General features: G+C 54.9%; 22 protein-coding genes. 8 read left to right on the top strand and 14 right to left on the bottom strand.

Annotated elements, in window-relative coordinates; translation table 11 throughout:
* Window positions 1–10: 10 nt before the first annotated feature.
* Together ACN0VM_RS14940 and ACN0VM_RS14935 are read right to left on the bottom strand one after the other, a co-directional pair.
* The gene (locus ACN0VM_RS14940; protein ID WP_417451699.1) at window positions 11–1,699 is read right to left on the bottom strand and encodes an NAD+ synthase; all 1,689 of its coding nucleotides are present in this window, start codon (window positions 1,697–1,699) and stop codon (window positions 11–13) included.
* Window positions 1,700–1,810: 111 nt separating this feature from the next.
* Window positions 1,811–3,184: a class II 3-deoxy-7-phosphoheptulonate synthase gene (locus ACN0VM_RS14935; RefSeq protein WP_417451698.1), complete on the bottom strand. Its 1,374-nt coding sequence runs from the start codon at window positions 3,182–3,184 to the stop codon at window positions 1,811–1,813.
* Between the two features lie 482 nt (window positions 3,185–3,666).
* Here ACN0VM_RS14935 and ACN0VM_RS14930 point away from each other — a divergent pair, with 482 nt between their 5' ends.
* Complete coding sequence (locus tag ACN0VM_RS14930) at window positions 3,667–4,341, top strand: HAD-IA family hydrolase (RefSeq protein WP_417451697.1); 675 nt, start codon at window positions 3,667–3,669, stop codon at window positions 4,339–4,341.
* On the opposite strand, the gene ACN0VM_RS14925 is transcribed toward ACN0VM_RS14930, so the two are convergent.
* From ACN0VM_RS14925 to ACN0VM_RS14910, 4 genes are read right to left on the bottom strand one after another with little or no spacing between them, the layout of a single operon-like run.
* Window positions 4,319–5,329, bottom strand: coding sequence for a nucleotidyltransferase family protein (locus ACN0VM_RS14925; protein ID WP_417451696.1), 1,011 nt, complete (start codon window positions 5,327–5,329; stop codon window positions 4,319–4,321). The two genes, ACN0VM_RS14930 and ACN0VM_RS14925, sit on opposite strands and share 23 nt — an antisense overlap.
* Window positions 5,326–6,255, bottom strand: a complete 930-nt coding sequence (locus tag ACN0VM_RS14920) for an HprK-related kinase A (protein ID WP_417451695.1) — start codon at window positions 6,253–6,255, stop codon at window positions 5,326–5,328. Before ACN0VM_RS14920 ends, ACN0VM_RS14925 begins: the two co-directional genes overlap by 4 nt.
* Complete coding sequence (locus ACN0VM_RS14915; RefSeq protein WP_417451694.1) at window positions 6,252–6,557, bottom strand: HPr-rel-A system PqqD family peptide chaperone; 306 nt, start codon at window positions 6,555–6,557, stop codon at window positions 6,252–6,254. Before ACN0VM_RS14915 ends, ACN0VM_RS14920 begins: the two co-directional genes overlap by 4 nt.
* A 17-nt stretch (window positions 6,558–6,574) precedes the next feature.
* On the bottom strand, window positions 6,575–7,351 hold the full coding sequence (locus tag ACN0VM_RS14910) for a hypothetical protein (RefSeq protein ID WP_417451693.1): 777 nt from the start codon (window positions 7,349–7,351) through the stop codon (window positions 6,575–6,577).
* Window positions 7,352–7,626: 275 nt separating this feature from the next.
* Between ACN0VM_RS14910 and ACN0VM_RS14905 the strand changes: the two genes are divergently transcribed.
* From ACN0VM_RS14905 to phoB, 7 genes are all read left to right on the top strand, one after another.
* The gene (locus ACN0VM_RS14905) at window positions 7,627–8,916 is read left to right on the top strand and encodes a sensor histidine kinase (RefSeq protein ID WP_417451692.1); all 1,290 of its coding nucleotides are present in this window, start codon (window positions 7,627–7,629) and stop codon (window positions 8,914–8,916) included.
* A gap of 135 nt (window positions 8,917–9,051) precedes the next feature.
* Window positions 9,052–10,125, top strand: coding sequence for a substrate-binding domain-containing protein (locus ACN0VM_RS14900; RefSeq protein WP_417451691.1), 1,074 nt, complete (start codon window positions 9,052–9,054; stop codon window positions 10,123–10,125).
* A 115-nt stretch (window positions 10,126–10,240) separates the two neighbouring features.
* On the top strand, window positions 10,241–11,620 hold the full coding sequence (pstC, locus tag ACN0VM_RS14895) for a phosphate ABC transporter permease subunit PstC (RefSeq protein WP_417451690.1): 1,380 nt from the start codon (window positions 10,241–10,243) through the stop codon (window positions 11,618–11,620).
* A gap of 11 nt (window positions 11,621–11,631) precedes the next feature.
* Window positions 11,632–12,948, top strand: a complete 1,317-nt coding sequence (gene pstA / locus ACN0VM_RS14890; RefSeq protein ID WP_417451689.1) for a phosphate ABC transporter permease PstA — start codon at window positions 11,632–11,634, stop codon at window positions 12,946–12,948.
* Window positions 12,949–12,979: 31 nt separating this feature from the next.
* Window positions 12,980–13,750, top strand: a complete 771-nt coding sequence (gene pstB / locus ACN0VM_RS14885; RefSeq protein ID WP_417451688.1) for a phosphate ABC transporter ATP-binding protein PstB — start codon at window positions 12,980–12,982, stop codon at window positions 13,748–13,750.
* 10 nt (window positions 13,751–13,760) lie between these two features.
* Window positions 13,761–14,471: a phosphate signaling complex protein PhoU gene (gene phoU, locus ACN0VM_RS14880; protein WP_417451687.1), complete on the top strand. Its 711-nt coding sequence runs from the start codon at window positions 13,761–13,763 to the stop codon at window positions 14,469–14,471.
* A 24-nt stretch (window positions 14,472–14,495) separates the two neighbouring features.
* A complete protein-coding gene (phoB, locus tag ACN0VM_RS14875) occupies window positions 14,496–15,185 on the top strand; it encodes a phosphate regulon transcriptional regulator PhoB (protein WP_417451686.1) in 690 nt (229 codons plus the stop codon).
* Window positions 15,186–15,195: 10 nt separating this feature from the next.
* On the opposite strand, the gene ACN0VM_RS14870 is transcribed toward phoB, so the two are convergent.
* From ACN0VM_RS14870 to ACN0VM_RS14835, 8 genes are all read right to left on the bottom strand, one after another.
* The gene (locus ACN0VM_RS14870; protein ID WP_417451685.1) at window positions 15,196–17,088 is read right to left on the bottom strand and encodes an XrtA/PEP-CTERM system amidotransferase; all 1,893 of its coding nucleotides are present in this window, start codon (window positions 17,086–17,088) and stop codon (window positions 15,196–15,198) included.
* Window positions 17,076–18,584 carry an exosortase A gene (gene xrtA, locus ACN0VM_RS14865; protein ID WP_417451684.1) on the bottom strand — a complete coding sequence of 503 codons (1,509 nt, stop codon included), beginning with the start codon at window positions 18,582–18,584 and terminating at the stop codon, window positions 17,076–17,078. Before xrtA ends, ACN0VM_RS14870 begins: the two co-directional genes overlap by 13 nt.
* Window positions 18,581–19,807 (bottom strand): TIGR03087 family PEP-CTERM/XrtA system glycosyltransferase, encoded by a 1,227-nt coding sequence (locus ACN0VM_RS14860; RefSeq protein ID WP_417451683.1) that lies wholly within the window; start codon window positions 19,805–19,807, stop codon window positions 18,581–18,583. The genes xrtA and ACN0VM_RS14860 overlap by 4 nt, the downstream gene beginning before the upstream one ends.
* Before the next feature lie 4 nt (window positions 19,808–19,811).
* A complete protein-coding gene (locus tag ACN0VM_RS14855) occupies window positions 19,812–20,858 on the bottom strand; it encodes a FemAB family XrtA/PEP-CTERM system-associated protein (protein ID WP_417451682.1) in 1,047 nt (348 codons plus the stop codon).
* Entirely contained in the window at window positions 20,858–21,778 is a 921-nt protein-coding gene (locus ACN0VM_RS14850; RefSeq protein ID WP_417451681.1) for an XrtA system polysaccharide deacetylase, read from the bottom strand. The genes ACN0VM_RS14855 and ACN0VM_RS14850 overlap by 1 nt, the downstream gene beginning before the upstream one ends.
* Window positions 21,768–22,811, bottom strand: coding sequence for an XrtA/PEP-CTERM system-associated ATPase (locus ACN0VM_RS14845; protein ID WP_417451680.1), 1,044 nt, complete (start codon window positions 22,809–22,811; stop codon window positions 21,768–21,770). Before ACN0VM_RS14845 ends, ACN0VM_RS14850 begins: the two co-directional genes overlap by 11 nt.
* 7 nt (window positions 22,812–22,818) lie before the next feature.
* Window positions 22,819–24,294: a TIGR03016 family PEP-CTERM system-associated outer membrane protein gene (locus ACN0VM_RS14840; RefSeq protein WP_417451679.1), complete on the bottom strand. Its 1,476-nt coding sequence runs from the start codon at window positions 24,292–24,294 to the stop codon at window positions 22,819–22,821.
* A gap of 10 nt (window positions 24,295–24,304) precedes the next feature.
* A partial coding sequence (locus ACN0VM_RS14835) for an XrtA-associated tyrosine autokinase (protein WP_417451678.1) occupies window positions 24,305–25,432 on the bottom strand: 1,128 nt, incomplete at its 5' end.

Raw genomic sequence — 25,432 nt, 5'->3', positions numbered from 1 at the left:
TAAGTAATTACTATATATTGTGTTTTCGCGCACTGCGGAAACCATTGGTGATAGGATAGCGCCTATCACGGCCAAAATTCTTGCGGGTGATCTTCACGCCGGGTGCTGCCTGTCGCCGCTTGTATTCGGCGATGTATAACAGGTGCTCGATGCGGGCAACATCGGAAAATTCGTGCCCGCGCGCCACAACCTCGGCCCCCGACATCTCCTCATCCACCAGACACCTGAGCATATCATCCAGCTTGTCATAGGGTGGCAGGCTGTCTTCGTCTTTCTGTTCCTCGCGCAGTTCGGCGGTCGGCGGTTTGGTGATGATGTTTTCGGGGATAACTTCACCGCCCGGCCCCAGCGCGCCATCAGGCACATGGGCGTTGCGCCAGTGAGACAGCGCAAACACATCGGTCTTATAGACATCCTTCAGCGCATTATAACCACCGCACATGTCGCCATAAAGCGTGGCATAGCCCACCGACACTTCGGACTTGTTGCCGGTGGTTAGCACCATGGCGCCAAATTTGTTGGAGACCGACATGAGGATAAGGCCGCGCAGGCGCGACTGGATGTTCTCTTCCGTGGTATCCGGCTTGGTGCCCTCAAAAATCGGCCCCAGCATCTCGCCAAACGCCTCAACACCCGGCTTGATGGTGATGGTGTCATACCTGCAACCGAGCGCCTTTGCGCATTTTTCCGCGTCCGTCACGCTTTCGCCGGACGTGTAGCGTGACGGCATCATCACACAGTGCACCTTGTCAGGCCCCAATGCGTCCACCGCCACAGCGGCTGAAAGCGCGCTGTCAATCCCGCCGGACAGGCCCAGCACCACACCGGGGAAACGGTTCTTGGTGACATAATCCTTCAGGCCCAGCACCATGGCCTGATACATGCTTTCCATTTGGCCCGGCATATAACCCGCGTGCGAGGTCTCGCACCTCAGGCCTGCACCAACGCCTGTACCTGCACCCTGCCATACGGTCAGCAGTTCAGCCTCGCGCCAGGCATCCATCTGCACCGGCACATTGCCGTCCGGGTTCATCACAAAACTGGCACCATCAAACACCAGTTCGTCCTGCCCGCAAATCTCGTTACAAAACACCAGCGCAAGACCTGTTTCATCGATGCGGTTGCGCGCATGCACCTGCCGCTCGGGGTGTTTATCAAGTTCAAACGGACTGCAGGTGGGCACCAGCAATATTTCTGCCCCTTGCGCCTTCAGTGCGCCTGCCACACCGGGGAACCACATGTCCTCGCAAATCAGCACACCAAGCTTGTGGCCGCGAAAGTCAATGACTTCCGGTGCGCTGCCCGGCACAAACACACGTTTTTCGTCAAATACGCCATAGTTCGGCAGTTCCTGCTTATAGCGCACGGCCTTCACCGCGCCGTCTTCCAACAGGAAAATGGCGTTATGCAGCGCCTTGCCCGCATACCACGGCGCGCCGACAATCAGCCCCGGCTTGCCCGCACCTTTAGTGACAGCCGCGAGGTCTTCCAGCACCTCGCGCGCCATGCGCACAAAAAACGGCTTGAGCACAAGGTCCTCAAGCGGATAACCGGTCAGCGACAGCTCCGGCGTCAACACAAGGTCTGCGCCCGCCGTCGCACCACGCGCATAAAGCGCGCGGATACGCTCGGCATTGGCCTCAATTGCGCCTACGGTCGTATTCGTCTGTGCGATATATATGGATAATGTCTCGCTCATGCCGCGCTTTTACCCTGTAAGCGGTAAGCGGACAAGGGAAGAAAAAGCCGCCACCAGAAAGAAAAAGACGGCCAATAGGCCGCCTTTTGTCAATTCGTTTTCAGCCTAGGCTTACGCTGCCGCAGTCTCACCCATGGCAAGGCGTTCTTCCTTCAGCGCTTCCGCGAGTTGGAAGGCCATCTCGATCGACTGGCTGGCATTCAGGCGCGGATCACAATGGGTGTGATAGCGGCTGGCCAAACTGTCTTCCGTGATGGCGACAGCACCACCGATACACTCGGTGACATTCTGACCCGTTAGCTCAAGGTGAATACCGCCCGCATAGGTCCCTTCGGCCCGGTGGCAGGCAAAGACCTGTTTCACTTCCTTCAGTACGCGGTCAAACGGACGGGTCTTGAGACCGCTCTGTGAGGTCTGGGTGTTGCCGTGCATCGGATCACACGACCACACAACCTTGCGCCCTTCGTCCTTCACCGCGCGCAACAGGCGTGGCAGGTGCTCTTCCACCTTGTCTGCACCAAAGCGGGTAATAAGCGTCAGCCTGCCGGCCTCATTCTTGGGATTCAGCTTGTCGATCAGCTTCAGCAGGCCGTCAATTTCCGTGGTCGGGCCAACCTTGGACGCGACCGGGTTGCCGATGCCGCTCAGGAACTCAAGGTGTGCGCCCTCAATCTGGCGGGTACGGTCCCCGACCCACAGCATATGAGCGGAGGTGTCGTACCAGTCGCCCGTTGTACTGTCTACGCGGGTCAGCGCCTGCTCATACCCCAGCAACAGCGCCTCGTGACTGGTGTAGAAATCCGTACCTTGAAGCTGATGCACGCTGTCAGGGTCGATTCCGCAGGCCTGCATGAAAGACAGCGCCTCGCCGATCCGGTCCGCCAGTTCAACGTATTTTTCGCCGGCCCCGCTTTGGGACACAAAATCAAGGTTCCAGCGGTGCACCGACATCAGGTTGGCGTAACCGCCCTGCGCGAAGGCACGCAACAGGTTGAGCGTCGCCGCCGCCTGGCTGTAGGCTTTGAGCATACGCGCGGGGTCCGGCACGCGGCTTTCACTGTCAAATGCCGGGCCATTGATAATGTCACCACGGTAGCTTGGCAGTTCCACGCCGTCCTGCGTCTCGGTGTTGGAGGAACGTGGCTTGGCAAACTGACCAGCAAGACGCCCAACCTTGACCACCGGGCAGGATGCAGCGAACGTCAGCACCACTGCCATTTGCAGCAGCACCCTGAAAGTGTCGCGGATATTGTTAGGGTGAAATTCAGCAAAGCTCTCGGCACAGTCCCCGCCCTGCAGCAGGAAGGCACGGCCTTCGGCCACTTCGCCAAGCTGGGCCTTGAGGTTGCGGGCCTCACCGGCAAACACCAGCGGTGGATAGCCCGCAAGCTCCCCCTCGACACGCATCAGCGCATCGGCATCAGGGTATTCGGGAACCTGTACAACAGGCCGCGATTTCCAGCTGTCTGGCCGCCAGTCACTCATCACTTTACCTCAACATTAGTGTGCTCGTCAGCTATGGCCATATATGGCATTCCGCTCAGAGACATCGATTTACAAGTTTCCAAAAGTTTCAACAGAAACTCTTCCTACGCACTATTCTTACCTTTTAGACCACGACATTTTATGCCGTGCAAGCCATTTGACCCCAAAAATAAGGCTTGGGCAAATTTTGGCTTATATAGCGGCAGAGATTAACACTTGCGCGCGCCCATTTCTAACCTGTAGCTTCAGGCGCGCTATTTTAGCGCTGAAGCAATTTAAGGGTTATGACGGTGGTGGCGGGGGAGCCTATGCCACGACATTCCTATGTCGCGACTTTATTGCACAAACATTGCTCAACCCCTGCACGGATATGACGTAAACGTTGCACATGTTCTGCACAAATTTGCTGGACCACCAACACCGCATGCAACACCCCATATTCAGGCATAGCGCCAGCATAGAGACGGAGAATATAGCAGAAAATGGCCCGATTTGCAGTAGATAAAATCTTGTTTGATCTCGACGGCACCCTCGTTGACAGCGCCGTGGACCTGCATGCTGCCACTAACCACGTGTTAACCCACATAGGGCGAAAAACCATTTCCCTTTCTGAGGTTAGACATATGGTTGGCTATGGCGCCATACGCCTGATCGAACAGGGCCTTGACGCCACGGGAGGGCGCGATGGCCATGATGCAACCGAGCTCCTGCCCATTTTCATCACATATTACGCCGACCATATCGCAGACGGTTCAACTGTCTTCGGCGGTGGCGCGGAGATGCTCAACGATCTGAAAGAAAAAGGTTTTTCCCTCGCCGTTTGCACCAATAAACGGATCGCGCTCGCGCATTCCTTGCTGAAATCGCTGGATATCGCGCAGTATTTTGATGCGGTCACCGGTGGCGACAGCTTCGGCTTCATGAAGCCTGATCCTCGCCATCTTGTTGAAACCGCAAAGCTATTACCGGGCGAAGGTCCCTTCCTGATGATTGGTGACAGCATCAATGATATCGCGGCAGCACGCGACGCCGGCGCCCCGTCCATCGCGGTGGATTTCGGCTACACTGATATCCCGCCCAGCGCTTTGGGCGCAAATCACATGATCAGCAGCCTCGGCGAACTGCCCGCTTTGATCAACCGCGCCGGAACGCCTTAGACAGCAGGTGCTTGATCAGCATGGAAAGTGGCATGCGCATATAATGACTGCGGATGTATAATGCCAGCTTGGCTAAGGGTGTGAACGGGCCCCCGCGCACCAGCGTGCGCAGGAAAAAACGCAACGCGCCATTCACCCTCCGCACTCCCATCGAACGCAGGATAGCGTGTGCTTTTGCGCAGCCAAAATAATGGCTTACCGCCCATAGAGCACCCGCTACCGGCTTGATCGCGTTGACCTCCACCGCGCGAACTACAAGGCGTTGCTGATCCTGCACACTCAGATCACCAAAAAGATGGTATAGCTCTATAAAACTGCGCGCCACAGTCTCAAAAGCGCCATCCGCAAAAATATGAATCGCGGAATGGATGAAACGGTCACACGCATCAAAAACCCGCAACCCCTTGTTTTCCAACGGTATTGCATGCGCGACCATCAGGTCGTGGCGTGGCTGCAGGCGGGCCGTAAGCGGCAGAAGCCGGTGGTGAACGTCAATCAAGGTGCGCCTTTTGCCGTGCCGCATCGGTGGCAACTCATGCATCCAGCGCCGGTAATATTGCTGGTCGTAATCTCCGGCGGTCGCAGCATCCCCGTGCCATCCGGCCTCGCGCAGAAGTGCCTCGGTTTCTGCCAGTTGACCCGCTTCAACCAGAATATCGATATCACTGACGCGGCGACCACGGCCTGCGGACAAGTCGGCAGCGACATAAGCCGCGCCCTTCAACAATACAGGTTCAATGCCACTACCCTTTAATGCGCGCGCGATACGTTCAGCTTCAAACATCAGCATGCGCTGGTCGTAAGCACTGCGAATGCGGGCATTTTCAAGAATGTCGCTCAGCTTACCCGTTGCCTCGCCGCTATATGCGGCGGCTACCTGGCCGAGAATATGGCCCTCTGCGGCCCAGCGTAAAAACTGCACCTTTTCAGCAGGCTTTTCCGGCAAGGCCACCAAGCCGACCGCAGCTTTAAAAAACGCCGCTTTCATGAGCTTGCCTCGCTATATAACTCGTTCACCAGCCGCACACTGTCCTCTGTGTTGCCATAGGTTATTTCATATGACGTCAGCCGGTCCATCATGGCCATGGTGCTTTCAAAGCCAGCCCTGCCCGTCACCTGATAATTGGGTGATCCCGCCACCAACCGCATGGCAGCGTCGCCAGCCTCAATCTTTTTCACCTCCGCCGGGCTCCTTTCGACATAGCGGGGGAAAACAAGCAACCGTGGCGTCGCGGTTTTGTTCATGGCCTCGATATCCGAGGCGCGCGCGCGCCGGTAAGCAACGGCACCTTTGGGCGTACCGTCCATACGCATGCTGATCTCGCCCGGCCCCGCCAACTCGCGCACCACATCAATGGAGGCATTCTTGAGGGAAACTGGGCGTGGATAGGGCTGAAGTTTGGGCTCGGACCGCCTCAGAACTGCAAATTCATCAGACAACAATCGGTAGCCATTCTCCATTAGCGCGGCTGTCAGGGTACTTTTTCCACCCCCTGAATGCGCGGCAACCAGCACAGCCTCGTCACCTTTCGCGACAACACCTGCATGGAAAATGACAAAGCGGAAACACTGAAGAGCCGCGCTCAGGTTCATGCCCATCTCCAGTGCGAGCGGCGCCATGTGAGAAGGCAGCGGCATCGCTGGAAAGTGAAAACCCGGGTCCGGAACCACCTGCGGCCTAAAGTAGCGGCGTACAACGTTCGGTGCGCCCACCCTCAGCGAATAATCAACCAGAGCGTCGCTGCCAATGGTCACCGGGCAATCGCGGTACATGTCTTGAAAATAGTCAAACAATACAGCGCCACGGGATTGTAGCGCCGTCACGAATGGACCCAGATGAAGATTCAGCCTGCCTCTTGCCAGTGCCTGACGGGCCTGCGCCATGCCAACAGTGGCGAGTTTGTCAGCAGTCACCCCGCCCTCCCGGCAGGCACAACAAGGCCGGCATCGTCCAACTCGGCAAAGATGCGACGAACCACCCCCCGCGGGCAGTCCTCACGGCTCAACCCGACGAGGTCGGGAAAGTCTTCTACCAACGCACTTACCTTACGCGGCGCATGTGTAAAATATTCCAGCATTGCGATGGAAACTGCGTTGAAAACATGTGTTTCCCCCGAGCGATGATTGAACACATACGTCACTTCACCCATTGGGTGAAAAGAAAGGTGGCCCCGGTCGGCGAACCAAAGCCAATCATTGCCCGCAATGGGGGACATCGCCTGAATGCTCGCTATTATGTCGTTTCAAGATATGCCAAAATGGAATGCAGGCATGAAATACCCGGGAAACCGCCATCGTTACCGTAGTAGTCGAGATACTTGGCGCCCAGCGCAATATACAAACCACCAGTACCTGAAATCTGCCAATCACCGCTTTGGTTCATGTAATCAAGCGGCGTAATAGTCGTGTTTGCGCTTATCTGATAATAATTGTAACCACAGTCGGTCCATCCGCTGTTCGAGGAACTGCTGGAATAACCGTCGTCATCGTCCCAATAATCATCGTCATCGCCGCCGCCACGGCAATCATCATCATCATCGTCACTGCTGCCATAGCGCCCTGTGAAGGCGACCACATTGCCACTGTCTTTCAGCTGCTGCAGCAAGTCTTTACCACTGCTGCCAAAGTACCAGTCGTCGTCATCCCAGCCGCCACTATCATCCGTATCGCAGCCATCGTCTGGGCAGGCATCAGGGATATAGTCGCCCGGCGCAGAGTTTGAAGGAAATACAAAGTCAGCATTGCTTTTGAAGCTGGCTATATCGGAAGACTTGAGACGACCATCGTTTTTTTGCTGAATGGAACCGTCCCCGATCCAGACTTTACCCTCATGATCAACAAGGATATTCACAGCTGACGTCAACATAAACGCACAATCGAGTGCCGAGTGGACCGCTTGATTGGCTGACGCCTTGAGTGTCAGTATCATTGGCATTCCAGCAGCGCCCATCTTCAGGAGTTGGCGGCGCCGTTCCAGAAAATCATAATTTTGATTACTCTTCTTTTCCACTTTTGGTGGCCTCCAGCCAGCGATTTTGCCCCGCGTGCGCGATAAACTTAGATATACGACCTTAAATATAGCTTAACAATGGACTATGGGAATGGTCTAGACACTATTTTAGTGTACGCAAGCCCTAATTAGCAGAAACCTTCATGAATTTGCCTCGAAATAAAAATGTCACAAAAATGAAATGATTGTAATTTAAAGGCTATGGGTTGTTGAATAACCCTTGGAATGCCGACTTTGAATAAAAGCGACAAGCCACCCAGGATTCAAATTGAATTATGCGCGAACCCTATAAAGCATATCAGGGGCTGCTGACCGAGCGGTCGACAGTCGCAGCCGTGGTTTTCACCTTGGCCCTGATGTGGTCTGTTGATCAAATCACATTCATCGGCGCTTTTTTTGTTGGTGCCGTCGCCGCGGCATTTTTGCTGCAGCTTGAGATAAAACGCCGGATGGAGCGGCTCGAAAACCGGAGGAGCGCCATCAGGGAGAAGCGCAAATCCAAAACGGGTGCTTCGGTTCTGCTGGGGGCGCATGCCCTCGACCGGCTGCCTTCCCCCCTAATGCTGATCAACGCGGACAAAAAAATTGCATTTGCAAACGAGTCAGCCCGAGAATTGCTGGGAAACGATATTGTTGGCAATGATGCTATTCTATACCTGCGTCAGTCGAACTTTGTTGCCGCACTGGATAACATCCTGAAGGGCCAATACGGCGATTTTGGTGTTATCCGTTACACCACGAGCAAAGACCGCAGCTTCGATGTTACCGTCGCCCCCGTGCTTGCTGGCAGGAAGCAGCAGGACGGCGTGCGCGCCATTGTGTATTTTTACGAAGTTACAAGTTTGTTACGAACCGAGCGTATGCGTGCGGATTTTGTCGCCAACGCCAGCCATGAACTTCGGACACCGCTCACGTCAGTTCTTGGGTTTATCGAAACATTGCGCGGCCCGGCAGTGGGCGATCAGGACGCCCATAAAAGGTTCCTTGGCATCATGCAAACGGAAGCGGAACGCATGGTCCGGCTCATTGACGACTTGCTGTCCCTCTCTCGTATCGAGATGACACGCTATATGGCACCCAACGCCATCACGGATATCAACAAACTGATCGTCAGCGCCATCAATACCGTGAAAACAGTCGCTGCTGAGCGCGGCGTGGTGCTGGTGTTCGAACAGGCCGAAGGCGTGGCGAGCGTAATTGCCGACAGCGACCAGATAACCCAGGTTTTGCTTAACCTTTTGAGCAATGCGGCCAAATATGCCGACCCTGAGACGACAGTGCACATCCATACCGAACTGACCCGAACAGGCAAACATGTTATGCTTTCAATCTCGGACGAAGGCCCCGGCATTGCGCAGGAACACCTTGCCCGCCTGACAGAGCGCTTCTACCGCGTTGACACAGCGCGGTCCCGTAAGATGGGCGGCACCGGGCTTGGCCTGGCTATCGTGAAGCATATTCTGTTGAGACATGGCAGTACGCTCGACATTAAAAGCCAACTTGGCACGGGGACGTCATTTAGCTTCAAGCTGGCTATCCCGCAAAATAAACCACAGAGCAGCTAGTGTCATTTAGTTGTAACAAAACGCGCGTAGGCCTAGCCCTGCTGGCATAAAACCGAAACAATTCGGTTCTACACTGGGACAGCACATCTAGAACAAGAGCTATCGTCACGGCATTAGTGACCTGGAGAACTTGACATGAATAAAATCGCCATCGTGGCTGCCGTAACAGGGGCGGCCCTTTTTGCATCTTCGGGCGTGCTTGCCCAGTCGCGGGACCAGATTCGGATTGTTGGTTCTTCCACGGTATTTCCATTCTCAACCGCTGTTGCGGAAGAGTTTGGCCGTTCATCCAGTTTCAAAACACCGATTGTCGAATCAACCGGTTCGGGTGGTGGCCTCAAACTGTTCTGTTCAGGCATCGGCACCAATCACCCGGACATTACAAATGCATCACGCCGCATTAAACAGACCGAAGTTGATCTGTGCGCTCAAAATGGCGTTACCGATATTGTCGAAATCAAGATCGGTTTTGACGGCATTGTTTTGGCTTCGGACAAAAGCGCACCGGATATGACCCTCTCTCTGCGTGATCTCTATCTGGCACTTGCGGCCAAGGTCCCGGCCCCCGGTACAGACGGCGGCGCGGGCAACATGATCGACAACCCCAACAAGACATGGGCTGATGTCAACCCCAACCTGCCGAATCGGCCCATTGTCGTATTGGGTCCGCCACCGACTTCGGGAACCCGTGACGCTTTTAACGAACTCGCCATTGAAGCCGGCTGTGAAACTTTCTCCGGCATGAAGGCGATGAAGAAAAGTGATAGCAACAGCTATAAGGTACTGTGTCGCGGTATCCGCGAAGACAGTGCCTTTGTGGAAGCCGGTGAAAACGATAACCTTATAGTGCAAAAACTTCAGGCCAATCATGAAGCTGTTGGTGTTTTTGGCTTCAGCTTCCTTGATCAGAACGCCGATGCGCTCAAGGCATTTCCGGTAGCTACCGAAGGTGGTGAGCCTAATGAACCAACATTCGAAGCCATTTCAGACGGTGCTTACCCTATCTCGCGCTCGCTGTATTTCTATGTCAAGAAAGCGCATGTTGATGTAGTGCCGGGTATCCGCGAGTATCTGAGCGCGTTTACTAGTGAACAGGCCATGGGTGATTTCGGTTATCTGGCAGACCGTGGCCTCATCCCTCTTCCCGAAGATGAGCGCGCAAAGTATCAGGCCGATGCCAACGCGCTGACCAACCTGCAGCTTGACTAACGGCAGGATGATGAATAGCGAAGCGGGTCAATACACTTGACCCGCTTTAAGCTACCAAGGTTACAGATGCTGAACAGGGCTTGCCCTACCACGACACTCAAAAAGGCAGATCAACATGACGAGTGCCGCGATCTTTTTAACCCTCATACTGTTGGCAATAATTGCCTTCGTGACAGTGCGCCAACGCTCGTTGTCCGCAGTTTCAGGGGATACCTCGAAGCTTCATAGCCTGCCGCGGCACTATGGATATTACGCTGCGGTCTGCGCCCTGATTCCCGGTCTGCTGATTTTTGTTGTCTGGCTGGTGTTCGGCAAAAACATCATTGAGGGTCTCGTGATATCGGGCCTGCCGGAAGGCCTGCATGCGCAATATACGGAACAGGCCAATCTGGTGCTCAACCGTATCCGTCTCGCCGTTGAGAACCCCGCGTCAAGTGAGAAGCACCTCGATATTCTGGCGGCCGCCCAGCACTTCAATTCCCTTTACATCAAAGGTATCTGGGCCACATTTGGCCTGGCGTTATCGTCCGCGCTGGCGGGCATACTGTTCGCCAATGCCAAAACTTCGCCAGACTTTCGCGCGCGGAATTCCTTTGAACGCGTGCTGACTATACTTCTGGTCCTGAGTTCGGTGATCGCCGTAATCACAACACTAGGCATCGTAGCGTCCCTGCTTTTTGAAAGCCTGCGCTTCTTTCAGGAAGTATCGGTCGTGGATTTTGTCTTTGGCCTGCACTGGAGCCCACAGACAGCCCTGCGGTCAGATCAGGTCGCATCCTCTGGCGCATTTGGCGCCGTCCCACTGTTCGCCGGCACAATGCTTATCAGCTTGCTGGCCATGCTTGTCGCCGGGCCAATCGGTCTTCTCTCGGCGGTATACCTTACGCAGTATGCAAGCGCGCGCACCCGTCAGATTGCCAAACCCCTGCTTGAAGTGCTCGCGGGTGTCCCCACCGTTGTCTACGGTTTTTTTGCGGCCCTTACAGTTGCTCCGCTCTTCCGTGAAGTGGGGGAATTTCTCGGCGTCGAAATCGCAAGCGAAAGCGCCCTTGCTGCAGGCTTTGTCATGGGCATCATGATCATCCCGTTCGTGTCATCCTTGTCGGATGATGCCATTACCGCCGTGCCCAAATCCTTGAAGGATGGGTCTCTCGCGCTCGGCGCCACCCGCTCGGAAACCATTGTGAGCGTTCTTTTGCCTGCAGCTTTGCCCGGTATTGTTGGCGCGTTCCTGCTGGCAATCAGCCGCGCGGTTGGTGAGACCATGATTGTGGTCATGGCTGCCGGCATGCAACCAAATCTTACGGCAAATCCGTTGGAGGCTGTGACAACGGTCACCGTTCAGATTGTCGCATTGCTGACAGGCGACCAGGAATTCGATAGCGCCAAGACGCTGTCAGCCTTCGCCCTCGGCCTCGCTCTCTTCCTGTCCACCATGATATTGAACATCTTTGCACTCCGCATCGTTCGCAAATATCGCGAAGTTTATGATTAAGGCTGGCGCATATGTCTAACACCAAAGAATTTGAACCAACGGACTGGAAGTCGCCTGAAATGCAGGCGCGCATCCGCCGCCGCTATCGTCGGGACCGCCGCTTCAAGGTGATGGGTGTCATGGCTGTGTCTCTGGCTGCCCTTTTTCTGTTTCTGCTCATCGGCAAGATAGCGCGCGATGGTGCCATGGGTTTCCTGCAGACCAGTCTTGATATTGACGTAACCTTCAGTGAATCCGTGCTTGGCGACCCGCGCACAATGAGCCCGGACGAATTTGAGGCAAAGGTGCGGCAGGCCAATATGATCCGCCTGCTTGATGATGCTCTGCGGGGCCATTTCCCTGAGGTCCAGAGCCGAAGTGACCGACGCGCCCTGATCCGTATGGTGAGCGGCGGCGCACGCGAGCAGCTACGTACCATGGTGCTGGAGACGCCGGCAATCGTTGGTTCTACGCGCACTGTCCGTCTTTTGGCCGGAGATGACATCGACCAGTTGCGCAAAGGGAAAATTGACGCAAACGAGGCTGAAGGCAACCGCAAGGTCAAGGACAAGGAACTGGGCTGGTACCAGAAGCTTGATGAAGAAGGCCGCGTTTCCCTTAACTTCCACACACGCTTCTTCACCAGTGGCGATAGCCGCGACCCCGAGCTTGCTGGCATTTGGGGCGCAACCGTTGGCTCTGCCCTTACCCTGGTGGTGACCCTGCTCATTGCCTTCCCGATCGGTGTACTGACCGCCATCTATCTGGAAGAATTTGCGCCGCAAAACCGGCTGACGGACATTATTGAGATCAACATCAACAATCTGGCGGCCGTGCCCTCGATTGTCTTTGGCCTGCTCGGCCTTGCTGTCTTCCTTGGCGTTATGCACTTACCCCGGTCGGCGCCGGTTGTGGGTGGCCTTACACTCGCGCTCATGACCCTGCCAACAATCATCATTGCAGCGCGTGCATCCATCAAAGCTGTGCCGCCATCCATCCGAGATGCGGCTCGCGGCTTGGGCGCGTCACCCATGCAGGTTGTTTTCCACCATGTGGTGCCGTTGGCGATGCCCGGCATCTTAACCGGTACAATCATCGGCATGGCGCAAGCGCTCGGTGAGACCGCTCCGCTACTGATGATCGGCATGGTCGCGTTTATCGTTGATATTCCCGGTGGCTTCACCGATGCTGCAACAGCATTGCCGGTACAGATATTCCTGTGGGCAGACAGCCCGGAGCGCGCCTTTGTAGAAAAAACATCAGCCGCGATTTTGGTGCTGCTGACATTCCTTATCGCAATGAACGGGCTGGCTATCTGGCTTCGTCAAAAATTTGAACGGCAGTGGTAAAATGCTCGATATGGCAACAAAAGTGGATCCCATGACTGACTCTCGCAAGCCCAAGATGGCAGCCAAGGATGTGAATGTTTTTTACGGCGACAATCATGCTGTAAAAGGCATATCTCTCGACCTCTACCGTGACGAAGTAACGTCGCTTATCGGACCTTCCGGCTGCGGTAAATCAACCTTTCTGCGCTGCCTGAACCGGATGAATGATACGGTTGTCAGTTGCCGCGTAGAGGGAAATATCACCCTTGATGGTGACGATATCTACGACCCAAAGATTGACGTGGTACAATTGCGCGCCCGTGTTGGCATGGTGTTCCAGAAGCCGAACCCCTTCCCGAAATCGATTTACGACAATATTGCCTATGGCCCCCGCATTCATGGACTTGCCCGCGAACGTGCCGACCTTGATGAGATCGTTGCCACGTCCCTTGAAAAAGCAGGACTTTGGAATGAAGTCAAAGACCGGCTGGATAGCGCGGGGACTGCACTTTCCGGCGGCCAGCAACAGCGGCTTTGCATTGCCCGCGCCATCGCCGTCAACCCTGAAGTCATCCTTATGGACGAGCCCTGCTCGGCGCTTGACCCAATCGCAACGGCGAAAGTTGAAGCCCTGATCGATGAACTCAAGGGCCGGTACGCTATCATTATCGTGACCCACAGCATGCAACAGGCCGCGCGGATCTCACAAAAAACCGCCTTCTTCCATATGGGAGACCTCGTCGAGCATGGCGATACCACGCAGATATTCACCGCGCCCAAAGAAGAGCGCACCCGCGATTATATTACCGGCCGCTTTGGTTAGGACACAGAAGATGAACGATCATATCGTTAAAGCCTATGACGATGAACTCAAGGAACTGCGCAGCATTGTAAGCCGCATGGGCGGTCTTGCTGAGGAACAGCTTGTCGCGGCGATGAAAGCGTTAAAGGAAATTGACGCGGATGCAGCGTGGCATGTGCGCTCAAGCGACAAGGCGCTTGACCAGCTGGAGCTTGAGGCCGAGCGCACAGCCATTGGTGTCTTTGCACGCCGAGCCCCTGTTGCGGATGATCTGCGCGAAGTGGTCTCTTCCCTCAAGATGACCGGAATTCTTGAACGCATTGGCGATTATGCCAAGAATATCGCCAAGCGCACGCTTGCCGTCAATGAAGCGGCACCAGTGGTGATGCCGCAACTTCTTGAGCAAATGGCCGACGAAGCCCGCCGTATGATTCAGGACGTGATGGACAGCTATGTACACCGTGACGCGGAAGCCGCGATGGACGTTTGGGAACGCGATGAAGCGTTGGACAACCTTCATAATGCAGCTTACCGACAGATACTTGCCCGCATGATGGAAAACCCCAGCCAGATTGGCGCGCTGACCCATTTCCTCATGATCGCCAAAAACCTTGAACGCATTGGCGATCAGGCAACAAATATTGCAGAGCAGGTTTACTATACGATTACAGGCATCATGCTAGAAGATGCCCGGCGGCCTAAACAGGACTTCACCAGCACCGAGCTGATTGAGAAGACCTAGGTTTTGATGACTGGAGACGGCTAAGTGAAAACCCGTGTTTTATTGATTGAAGACGACGAGAGCATTACCGAACTGGTACGCTACAACCTTGAACGAGCCGAGTATTCCGTGGAAGCAGTGGCAGACGGCGAAGACGGCCTCTACCGCGCAACACAGGAAACACCGGACATCATCTTGCTGGACTGGATGCTGCCGAACCTCTCGGGCCTTGAAATTTGTCGGCAGTTGCGCCGCAATACCGAAACAGCAAATGTGCCGATCATCATGTTGACCGCACGCGCAGATGAGCCTGACCGCATCCGTGGGCTGGAAACCGGCGCTGACGACTATATCGTCAAGCCGTTCTCGCCCAAGGAGTTAATAGCCCGAATTCAAGCGGTGCTGCGTCGTGTGCGCCCTGCCCTTGCAGGACAACAGCTTCGGTTTGAGGACATTACGCTTGATAATGTCTCTCACCGGGTAACGCGGGGTGAAACCCTTATTCATTTGGGCCCAACCGAATACCGGCTGCTACGTCATTTCATGGAAAACCCCGGCCGCGTCTTCTCGCGTGAGCAGTTGCTGGATAGCGTTTGGGGACATGATGTGTATGTTGAACCACGCACCGTTGATGTGCATATCCGCCGGCTACGCAAAGCGATGAATTTCGACAACACCAGCGATTATATCCGCACGGTGCGGTCTGCAGGATATGCACTGGACAGTCGCGGATAAAATACCTTGGTCAAGCGTAGGACAGGTCTAACTGTTCCATACTGCGCTCCAGCATCAAAAGGGACCACAAGCTTGTATGGTGGTCCCTTTTCTGTTCCAGATGCTCATCCACCATTTTCTGCATTGCCTTGCGGCTGAACAAACCCGTGTCCAGCAACCGCTCGCTCGCGGCCAGATTCCTGACCTCCCCGGCCAATTCTTCACGAAGCCAGTTGGCGGCAGGCACATTAAACCCTTTTTTGGGTCGGTCGATAATTGAGTTAGGCACAAAACCCCTTGTTGCATCTTTGAAAACCGCTTTGCCAATGCCGTCCCTGATACGTGTCTCCGGGTCAAGGCGGAGACCCCATTCAACAAATTTATGGTCCAGAATCGGCACACGAACCTCCAGCGAATGCGCCATGCTGGCACGGTCTACCTTGGTCAGGATATCGCCGGGCAGATAGGTTTTAAAATCAATATACTGTATGATAGACAGCGGGTGAGCGTCCGAGACCTCGGTAGCTAGTTTGGTGAACCGCTCCTGCGGGTGGTACCCAAACAGACGGTCACTCATTTTGCGGGAATAGAGCTTCAGCCGCACACTGTCCGGTGTTTTGCTGACCGACTGGAAATAGGCCTCCGCAGATGAGCGAGCCAATGCTTCAAACGTTGACTTGGCACGCATGAAACGCGGCGCGCCGTCAAGTTTGGGATAAACAGCCGCAAGGGCGGAGAACACGGGCCGTCGGATGCCAAGAGGAATACGTGACCGAAGCTCTTCCTCCAACATATGGAATCGGTGCCTTCTGTATCCGGCGAAAAGTTCGTCCCCCCCATCACCCGACAAGGCAACTTTCACCTTCTCCCGCGCGAGAGCACAGACACGATATGTCGGTAATGCCGACAAATCGGCAAAAGGTTCATCATAGACACTCGCCATAACGTCGAGAAGGGAGCTGTCCTTGGCTGATACCAGCCTCATACGGTGGTGGGTTCCAAAATGATCAGCCACCAACTGTGCATGGCCGCTCTCGTCAAACAGCGGATCATCTGACCCGATCGAGCAGGTCTCAACCGGCTCTGGGTTATTGCGGCTCATAAGCCCAACAATGGTGCTTGAATCAAGCCCACCGGAGAGAAATGCACCAAGTGGCACATCTGCAATCATTCGCAGTTTGACAGCCTCTTCAAGGCGCTCAAGCAGTTCATCCGGTTGCCCGCCAGCGATCGCTGGCGTCACAACGTCCAGGCTCCAATATGGCATTTGTCGCTGTTGCCCGGTTTCCCGGTTCACGGTCAACGTATACCCGGGAGACAACTGCTCCACACCATCAAGAATGGATTTTGGATCCGGCACATAGCCAAGCGCCATAAAGTCTTCAAGGGCATCTATGCGCATCTTGCGGCTGATACCCGGATACACCATCAATGCCTTCAGTTCAGAACCAAAGATAAATGTGCCGTCCGCAAGGTTTGCGAAATAAAGCGGTTTAATGCCAAGCCGGTCTCGCGCAAGGAACAGCTCTCTGCTCCGGCTATCCCACAGGGCAAAAGCAAACATGCCGCGCAGGCGCGTCACACATTCCCTGCCCCATTCCAGATAACTTGCAAGCAGCACTTCTGTATCAGAATGAGAGGTGAAATGGTGCCCCAGCGCCTCAAGCTCCCGCCTAAGCTGCTGGAAATTATAGATTTCCCCGTTATAGGACACCACAACTCGCTCATCTCGGCTGAGCATCGGCTGATGGCCACCATCGACGTCGATAATGGAAAGCCGCCTGTGCCCCAGCGCCACACCAGCGCCAAAAAAAAAGCCGTCGGCATCAGGTCCCCGGTGGGCAATTTGTTCGGTCATCAAGCGAAGGGCTGATTGATCAACCTGATTATCGCCCGTTACCATGATACCCGTTATTCCGCACATTCAGCTTTGTCCTCCGGCTCCGTAAGCTGGCCCCATAAAAAACTATCTGCCGGGATTGTCGACAAGAAATTTTGCAACTCGGCACGGGCTTCTTCTATTCCGCCAGACATGCCCGTCGCCAAAACAAGGGTTGAAGCACTGGCTGGCTGGCCGAGTAACCGCGCTTTTGCCAGGGCGATTTTCGTCGCGCGTGCACTGTCTCTATATTCACCCGCAGCAAAATACAGGCGCCACGTCAATTGTTTTGCATTCCCACGCCTTATAACAGTTTCACTGAAGACGTGGCCACTGAAGAGCTGAGCGGCCGTCGGCGCCCCAGCCAGAACAAACCATCCGTCCTGAAGTGTACGATATGCGGGTTGGACGGCTCGGTGGCCTTCCCTGTCCGGCGCAAAAAGCGCCGCATGAACGGACACCAGCGCGGCACCCCGCCGATAAAGAGCCGTCAAACTCGCATCCGTACCATTAAGCTCAAACGGAGCCCGGCCTGAAAAGCTGTTGATATGCCTGTAAACACAGCTCTCGCAACTTGGCACAGGTAGAGGCGTGACATTACACACCTCCACGGGGCTAACGCCCCTGCTGGCCCACAGGCTTGCCAGCAACGGGATCAACGCCGCCAACAACCACCATGCAGGCTTCCAGTGTGATGCCCCCCATGACCCATTAACCGCTACCTCCGGTTCCTCCTTATCGGAAAAACGATAGGCAACGCCTATGAGAATGAGCAAAACGAAGCTGAGGAAAACCCAGCCGTAGACAATGTGATCAATGCTTTTGGCAAAATCCTGATCTGTCGCCTCTGCAATCAACAAGGTGGTGAACACCCTGCCCGCATTAGCCAGCACAGGCACGACAAGCGCAGCGGCGATCATCCCAAACCGACGCCACCAGCTTTCGAACGCCAGATACGCCAGCAACACGCCGGTGACCACGCTGGAGAAAAAGAACTGCAGTCCGGCACAGGCTTCTGCAATTTCGTACAGCCCGTTGGATAATTGAATAAGAACACCGTCCACTTCATGGGGAATGCCAAAAAGCTCAAGCCCCCAGACACTTAAAACTGTGGTGATCTGCTGCAATACACCGACAAGGCCACCACTGAAGGGAACAGCGAAAAACAGGAAGAACAGCGGAAAAATATTGTGTCGATAACTGGTGGTGCCATAAACCATGATATATATGGCGTGAAACATCGCAATAAGGGCGCCATGCTGCACAACGGCAGCATCCATCGCTGTACCCAACAGCCAGCACGCCGAGACTAGCGCAACCAGCAAAGCGCCGATAAAGGCCGGCTTCGGCTGTTGTTTATCGGGGAGAATCCGGTTCCGCCATATCAACCAACCACTTACAAATGGCACCAGTAGTCCATGGGAAAATATATCGACCCGCCAAAGGATCGTGGTGAGGTGGCCCACTGTGCCCCACCAGGCCCAGATGACCGTAGCCACACAGGCCAGAAAAACCAGATGAACCCTGTATGCGGCACTCATAACATGGCCCCCTTGCCAAGGGCCGCAGCCACTATCCTGTCAAGCGTGGCCAGACAATGAGGCCAACTGTGATGGCGGACAACGAATGCTCTGGCGTTTACCCCCAGTGCTTCTCTCCTGTCCGGATCGGCCAGCAATGAGATAATATTGTCGGCAAACGCCGCCGGGCTCTCCGCGGTGATGATGTCACGGCCACTTTCGGCCTCAATACCCTCAAGCGCTGCCGGGCTGACGACAACAGGTTTTGCCATGGCCATACCCTCAAGCACCTTGTTCTGGATGCCGCGCGCTGTAAGAAGCGGAGCCACAACAACGGTTGCATCCCTGATGGTTTCCGCCATGTCCTCAACATAACCCAGCACCTTTACACCTTCGGTATCTGCCAAGGCATCCACGTCCCGGTTTTTTGGGCCGCCCGCGATAACAAATTCGGCCTGGGGACACGCGGCTAACACCAGCGGCCAGACGGCGCGAACAAACCATTGGGCCGCTTCAACATTGGGTGCGTAATCCATCGCACCCGTGAAGGTGACCCTGGTGCCGCCCTGGCGAACCGGCGGGAAGCGCTCAGGGTTAAAGTGGGTAAGGTTGACACCGTTGCCCACCCCGTAAACCTTTTGCGCCACTGTGTCAGGCAGCCCCTGCCTGAAAAGCGCCGCTTCGCACTCACTCACAAACACGGTTGCAAAAGATTCCTGTGCGACAGTTTTCTCATAAGCTGCGAGTTTAATGGATTCGCGGCGGTAAAGCATTCTGAGCGGCCAGCCGGAGGCTTTGGCATAGGCCTGCCATTTCGCGCTATCCACGTCCACAAGGTCGGCAATGACAGGAACCGACATTTGTTGCCCCGGCTTCAAGACCAGTGGCGCGACAGCACCTGAAAACAGAAAGACAAGGTCAATGTCGTCGCCAGACAGGAGATCATCGCAGTAAGCCTGTAATTTCTTCTGCGGATAGGCTGACAAAGTCAGTGGCAAGCCACGCACAAGCCCCAAAGGGATGCGCCTTTTTTGTCGCGCTTTGCTGACATACTCAAAGCTCAGGCTTTGTGCCATGCCTTCAAGTTTGGGCACATATTGAATATCTTTTGCATCATCCACATAAAAGGCGAGATGCACGTCATGCGTTTTGCACAAATGCTCGAAGATGTGCCACGACCGTATTTTGTCGCCCTTATTGGGCGGATAGGGAATACGGTGTGCAAGGAATAAAATTCTGGCCACGTCTTTATCCCAAGTGCCGTGCGATAACCGGGCCAAGGCGATTAGCAACGCCCAGCGGCAACTTCTTCCAAACTTTACTCATGACGGCAAATTTCTTGTTCTGTGGCGACAAGTCAGGTGCCAGCGCACCGTCCGCGAGCCGATGTTCATATTCAAGCAAAGTAGGCTCAAATCCCCAGTTTTTTTTAAATGAATAAGGTCCGGTGCCAATCTTGCTGCGGCCAAAGTCATAGTATTTAAGGCCCTGGTCCCGTGCCCACAGCATTAACTGGTAATACATAAAGTCATGGGCGCCGTATCCACGCGCAGCGGGCGAACCACCTGCATAATAAGGCAATATTGTCTCATGGTCATAAAAGCTGAAGAGACTGGCCACTGCGGTGCCATCCGGCGCGCGAATAAGCTGACAAATGTGATTGTCGGGAAACTCTGTGGCGAGTGCTTCAAACAAAGCAAAAGGAAATACAGGTGTGCCCAGCTGATGTACACTGACGGCATAGAGGTTATATACGTCACGCAAACGCGGTGACCAATCGCACCTAAGGCCACGCCCGAGAGATTTGCGCACGACCGCCCGCTGTTTGCGAGGCACAGACAACAAAACCTCATCACCCTCCCCAGCTGGAATCTCGCGGATGAACGTTGCGGCTTTGGCGCCTGCGGAAACCCAGCCCGGCTCACCACTATGCTGCGGCTTCTGCGTGCGGCTTTCCAGAACCTTCGCCCCGGCCTGCCCCGCCAGCTTCCACGCCGCAGTATCCAGCGCCTGCCGCGCTTCCCCATGGCTTGTAACACTACCGCCGTATACCCCGAACATATTGGAGATCGCCGAGGTGCCAAAAAGCATACTACGCCTGATCGTCAACGGCATAACACCGACAACCTCGCCCGCTTCTTCCGCCATCAGGAATGGACAGTCGTGGCCCGCGCCTGCCTCAACCGCAAATTTCCAGCCGGATAGGTGGCAGAATGTACCTTGCGCATGCTGCGCCACATAGCGGTCCCATGTGGCTGTGGTGCTTCTTTCAAGCCTGCTTACCGTGACCGCCATCACTGCCCCCTGAGTGCAGAAAACACAGGCGCAACCACACCGTCTTGCAGCGTCGTCCATTTGCTTGACCTGGCCAGCCGTCTTAGTTTTGCTGGCATTGCCCGTTGACCGGTATAGTGGCGGAAACGGGAAAGCCAGGGCGCGTCAGCGACACGGGGCTGACCAGGATCAACCTCCCAGGGGTGCATATAAAAAATACCGGGGCTTTTGGTCTGGTTGCTGCCCTTTTCCAACAGGGCGCGCCCCACAGTATAGGGTAAAAGCCGGAAGTATCCGCCCCCCGATGCGGGCAGTGCTTTACTGGCGACATGGCATACGGTCATGGGTACCTCGAGAATTTTACCGGTACCAATTGGCCAGAACGGCCGGCGCGGTGCATCAGGCATGCCGTAATGGTCTGTCTTGAGGGGATAAAGGCTGGAAGAATACTGAAAGCCGACCTCATGCAATACTTCATAAGCCCACCAGACGTCGGCGGTCAGGGAGAAACTTGGTGCACGGTAGCCTCTAACTTGTGTACCCGTGACATCCTCCAGCAACGATTTTGACCGAATGACATCGGCCAGAAATTCATCCCTTGAGAACCGAAAAATGCGCTGGTGATCCATGCCATGGCTAGCAATTTCGTGGCCTTGTTTACAAATTTCGGTAATCAGAAGCGGGTGTCGTTCTGCGACCCAGCCCAGGCAAAAAAAGGTGGCGCGAATGTTCGCTTCGGCAAGAATGGCCAGTATTTTATGGCATTGCCGCTCAACCCGGCTCTCCAGCCCTGCCCACTCATCCCGGCGCAACGTCGTCTCGAAGGCACCAACCTGATACCATTCTTCGACGTCAACGGAGAAAACATGGCTGTCGGCAAACTGAGCCTCGGCGGTCACAGGCTCTGTGCCGGCCTGCGCAGGAAGTAAACTATTTGTCATCCTTGGCGCCGCCGCCTGCGAGGTTCGCCATCAGGTCGGTTAAACGGCGGAGTGTTTCGTCCTGATTTTTCATCATCGACTCCAGTTGCTCCAACCGGTTTTCCATCTGCTTGACATCCTTGGTACGAGCACCGGCCTCAAGGGGAACAGTTGCGTCATTTTGCCGGTTAACGGGGAGCGGCCTTGAAGGCATTGCGGATGATGTGGCCGTAACCTGCCGTGTATCACTCGCCATATCAGAAACCACAGCATCGATAGTATCGGCGTCCACGGTATGAATTTCTTCCAATGCACCATACAGCAGCACACGTGAGCAAAGAGTATTCAGACGCCGCGGCACACCCGCACTATGCCGGTAGATCGCTTCGACAGCATCCTCGGTAAAGCAAGGGTCGTTATCCCAGCCGACAAGGCTGAGCCTGTGTTCGATATAGCCGGCGAGTTCTTCTTCTTCCATCGGCTCAAGGTGATGTGTGGCAATAACGCGCTGACGAAGTTGCTCAAGCTCAGGCGCGGAGAAGATGCGCTCGCGGAACTCGGGTTGGCCAACGAGAAAACTCTGAATAAGCGCTTTGTCGCCTTCCTGAAAATTTGACAGCATGCGCATTTCTTCAAGCGCCGCATTGGACAGGTTTTGCGCTTCATCCACCACCAGAAGCGCCCGGCGCCCCATACGGAATTGTTCGCGTAGAAACTTTTCAAGACGGGCGAGCAGTTGCCCCTTGTCTTCCGCCTGTGCATCCAGACCAAAGGCGGCAACCACACTGCGTAGCAAATCTTCAGCGCTAAGCTGGGTGCTTACAATCATCGCGGCGATATATTCGTTGCGGTCCAGCGTTTCAAACAGATGCCGAACCAGCGTGGTTTTTCCCGTGCCCACGTCCCCGGTCACGATGATGAAACCTTCACCCTGGTTCATGCCATAGGTCAGGTATGCCATCGCTTTCTTGTGCGTCCGCGAGCTAAAATAAAAGCGCGGATCAGGCGTCAACTGAAATGGCCGCCCCTGAAGATTATAAAAGCTTTCGTACATACTGCCCCTAAAATGTGCCTCGCAAATGCACTGTTACTGCATTTTCCATCAAATCGCCATTCACCTCGCTTGTCAAACGCTCGGAATGGTCAAGTGAAACCGACAACCGGAAGTATTCGGACAGTATCCGGTTCCACTGCAAATTCCCTACAAGGTAATTATCTACCCGACTATTGTTGTTAAATCTACTACGGCGGTAGGAAAAAACGCCGTCCAGCGTCGTATTGCGGTTGATTTTGCGTCTAAAACCGGTCGAGACACCCCATGTTGAGGACCGCCGCCCCGCCTCATCATCGTATGTTCGCCATTCCATATTGCCGCTGATGTAGATTCGTTCCGTACGGCGATTACGCAGCGTCAATATGCCGCTGGCATTCTGGCGTCGGAAATCAACATCTGAGAGCGTAAATTTAGGGTCACGCTCATCCACAGGCAAACCGTTCGCATCGGTGATACCCTGATTATCATCAAAGCCGAATGTCTGCAGATTGTCATTCAGCACAACGCTATCCGCAGACAGCGTATCCGTATAGTTCCCGACAAAATCAAGCCTGACCGAAAAGAGGTACTGTAACCGCGCCGTCCAGGTTTCCCTCTTGCCCACCCTGCCGTGCCGAGCGGTGAGGTCAAGCTTGCGCCCCGGAGTCCAGCGGAAGCCAGCCTCCCAGCCAACGCCTTCTTCGTTCAACACATCGGACTGAAAGTCATTTTGGTTTTGTGATACTTCGCCTACCACAGCAAAATGCCTGCCAAACTTGTACCAGAGCTCCGCCCCAACCTGCTCGTTGCGGAAATCGTTGACATCAAGGCTACGGGTTACCCTTGAGCTACTGGCGAACAAGCGCCACTCCAAGCTGTTGAACCGGTCTCCTGAGCCCAGAGAGGCTTTAATCTCATGGCTCTGGCTATCAGAAAAATTAGTGGTCAGCGTCTCATCATCAAGATTATCAGCCGGGCTAAGCGTCAGGCCATAGCGATAACTGACCCGCCAATCAGCAAAATCCCGCATCCCGCCCTTCAATATGGCAGTGCCCGTATAGTTCTGCACCAGCCGCCGGTTATCGCTTCGGTTTGCCTCACTTTGTGAAATGCTGTCCGTCTGGTTGAGAAATACCTGACGCAGGCTGGCACGCGCATTTACTGACAGGTGGTTCTCAATGACTTCAGCATCCAGCACACCAAACATGCTGTGACGCAGGTCTGTGTCGCCGTCGTTCAGAAAGTGATAATAATCCAGCGCATAGTCAAGCGCACCCTGTACCTTGCGGCCTTCAACACGTGTATTGAGCCCTGCGGATGTATTCAGGACCAACCCACTCACACGGTTTGAGTTGGTCAGGTCAATATTATCAGACCATGTGAGCTTGCCTTCCCCGCGCGGGTCCACCCATACATGTTGGGCAGATACAGCTGTGGCGCAACATATGTGCGCCACAAACAGCAAGGAGATATGTTTGGCGCCATTACCGCTTAATTGCCCCACAAATGAGCCCCTATCGTCCCCCGTAGCCATAGTAGGAGGCAAATTTCTTATTGCTGCCGCTATAACGGGTTTTGTTCAAGATGAGATTAATGTTTTCGCATGAACTGATCATGCTAAGGCTCTCTTTGATCTGAGGCTCGGTCGTTTTTTCGGCCTCAATCACAAATACCGTCTGTCCCATATAGAGCGCAAGTACTGACGCCGCAGAACTTGCGAGAACGGGCGGTGAGTCAAAAATAACGATACGGTCCGGATACCGGGCGCCGATCTCGCGGGCCATTGTTTCCATACGCTCACTGGCTAACAGTTCGGTAGTCAGGTTGTGCTGGCGACCTGCTGGCAACAGTACGAGGTTCGGAATGCTGGTCCTGATAAGACAACTCGCAAGATCAATCTCGTCATCTGCGACAACGTCCATCAGGCCGCGCCCGCCACTGACCCCCAGTCGGTTCAAGACCTCAGGCTTCGAGAAATCGGCGTCCACCAAAAGAACCGTAACATCTTGCTCTGTCGCGATAGACAGCGCGAGATTGATGGCGCAAAAGGTTTTGCCCTCACCCGGGTTGGAGCTTGTAACCAGAATAACATTGCCATTCTGGATTTTCTTGTCGCCTTTGGCAAAAGCGTTCAACAGAATGGAGCGTTTAATAATCCGGAATTCCTCGGACATAAGGTTCGGCGGCATATCCGGCGTTATGTAGCCAGCCTCCCGCAATGCAGCCAGATCAACCTGCTCAGCCTTACGCTTGGGCGAGCTTTTTTTACCTAGCCCCACGCTACTCTTGGTGCTCTTCGCAGCCACTGGGCTTTTACCGGCAGCTTCACTTGCTGCGGTCAGGCCGCCATCAGGCTTGCGTTGGCCGATTCCACCTTTACTGCCGGCCTTCTCAAGGGCGCTTTGCTCCGCACGGGACTCACTTGCCGGAGTAGATTCACTTGCCACTTCCCCGGTCTTCTTCGACGCCCCAGGCTGGCCAATGCCACGAAACCGACTTTCGCTTTTTGCTTCCCCTGCAGAAGGGTTGAGCGACGATGGATCTCGACGAGCCCCCCCCGGTTCACCGGGACGGCCCGCGCCAACCCCCTTGGGGGGGCGCGACTTGGCAGGGCGCCGCGCCACCCGCGAGCTGGGGGCGTC

It is taken from the genome of Kordiimonas sp. (assembly GCF_048260245.1).
Taxonomy (GTDB): domain Bacteria; phylum Pseudomonadota; class Alphaproteobacteria; order Sphingomonadales; family Kordiimonadaceae; genus Kordiimonas.
Note: the sequence above shows the minus strand (reverse complement) of the source record. Positions and strands in the feature narration are given on the sequence as shown.

Excerpts from the sequence above, each read along its gene's own strand:
- ACN0VM_RS14855 (WP_417451682.1), bottom strand. The coding sequence starts at position 20,858 with ATGGCGGTCACGGTAAGCAGGCTTGAAAGAAGCACCACAGCCACATGG.
- phoU (WP_417451687.1), top strand. The coding sequence starts at position 13,761 with ATGAACGATCATATCGTTAAAGCCTATGACGATGAACTCAAGGAACTG.
- ACN0VM_RS14900 (WP_417451691.1), top strand. The coding sequence starts at position 9,052 with ATGAATAAAATCGCCATCGTGGCTGCCGTAACAGGGGCGGCCCTTTTT.
- ACN0VM_RS14870 (WP_417451685.1), bottom strand. The coding sequence starts at position 17,088 with ATGTGCGGAATAACGGGTATCATGGTAACGGGCGATAATCAGGTTGAT.
- ACN0VM_RS14915 (WP_417451694.1), bottom strand. The coding sequence starts at position 6,557 with ATGTCCCCCATTGCGGGCAATGATTGGCTTTGGTTCGCCGACCGGGGC.
- pstC (WP_417451690.1), top strand. The coding sequence starts at position 10,241 with ATGACGAGTGCCGCGATCTTTTTAACCCTCATACTGTTGGCAATAATT.
- ACN0VM_RS14930 (WP_417451697.1), top strand. The coding sequence starts at position 3,667 with ATGGCCCGATTTGCAGTAGATAAAATCTTGTTTGATCTCGACGGCACC.
- ACN0VM_RS14905 (WP_417451692.1), top strand. The coding sequence starts at position 7,627 with ATGCGCGAACCCTATAAAGCATATCAGGGGCTGCTGACCGAGCGGTCG.
- xrtA (WP_417451684.1), bottom strand. The coding sequence starts at position 18,584 with ATGAGTGCCGCATACAGGGTTCATCTGGTTTTTCTGGCCTGTGTGGCT.
- pstA (WP_417451689.1), top strand. The coding sequence starts at position 11,632 with ATGTCTAACACCAAAGAATTTGAACCAACGGACTGGAAGTCGCCTGAA.
- ACN0VM_RS14845 (WP_417451680.1), bottom strand. The coding sequence starts at position 22,811 with ATGTACGAAAGCTTTTATAATCTTCAGGGGCGGCCATTTCAGTTGACG.
- ACN0VM_RS14940 (WP_417451699.1), bottom strand. The coding sequence starts at position 1,699 with ATGAGCGAGACATTATCCATATATATCGCACAGACGAATACGACCGTA.
- ACN0VM_RS14935 (WP_417451698.1), bottom strand. The coding sequence starts at position 3,184 with ATGAGTGACTGGCGGCCAGACAGCTGGAAATCGCGGCCTGTTGTACAG.
- ACN0VM_RS14850 (WP_417451681.1), bottom strand. The coding sequence starts at position 21,778 with ATGACAAATAGTTTACTTCCTGCGCAGGCCGGCACAGAGCCTGTGACC.
- ACN0VM_RS14925 (WP_417451696.1), bottom strand. The coding sequence starts at position 5,329 with ATGAAAGCGGCGTTTTTTAAAGCTGCGGTCGGCTTGGTGGCCTTGCCG.
- pstB (WP_417451688.1), top strand. The coding sequence starts at position 12,980 with ATGACTGACTCTCGCAAGCCCAAGATGGCAGCCAAGGATGTGAATGTT.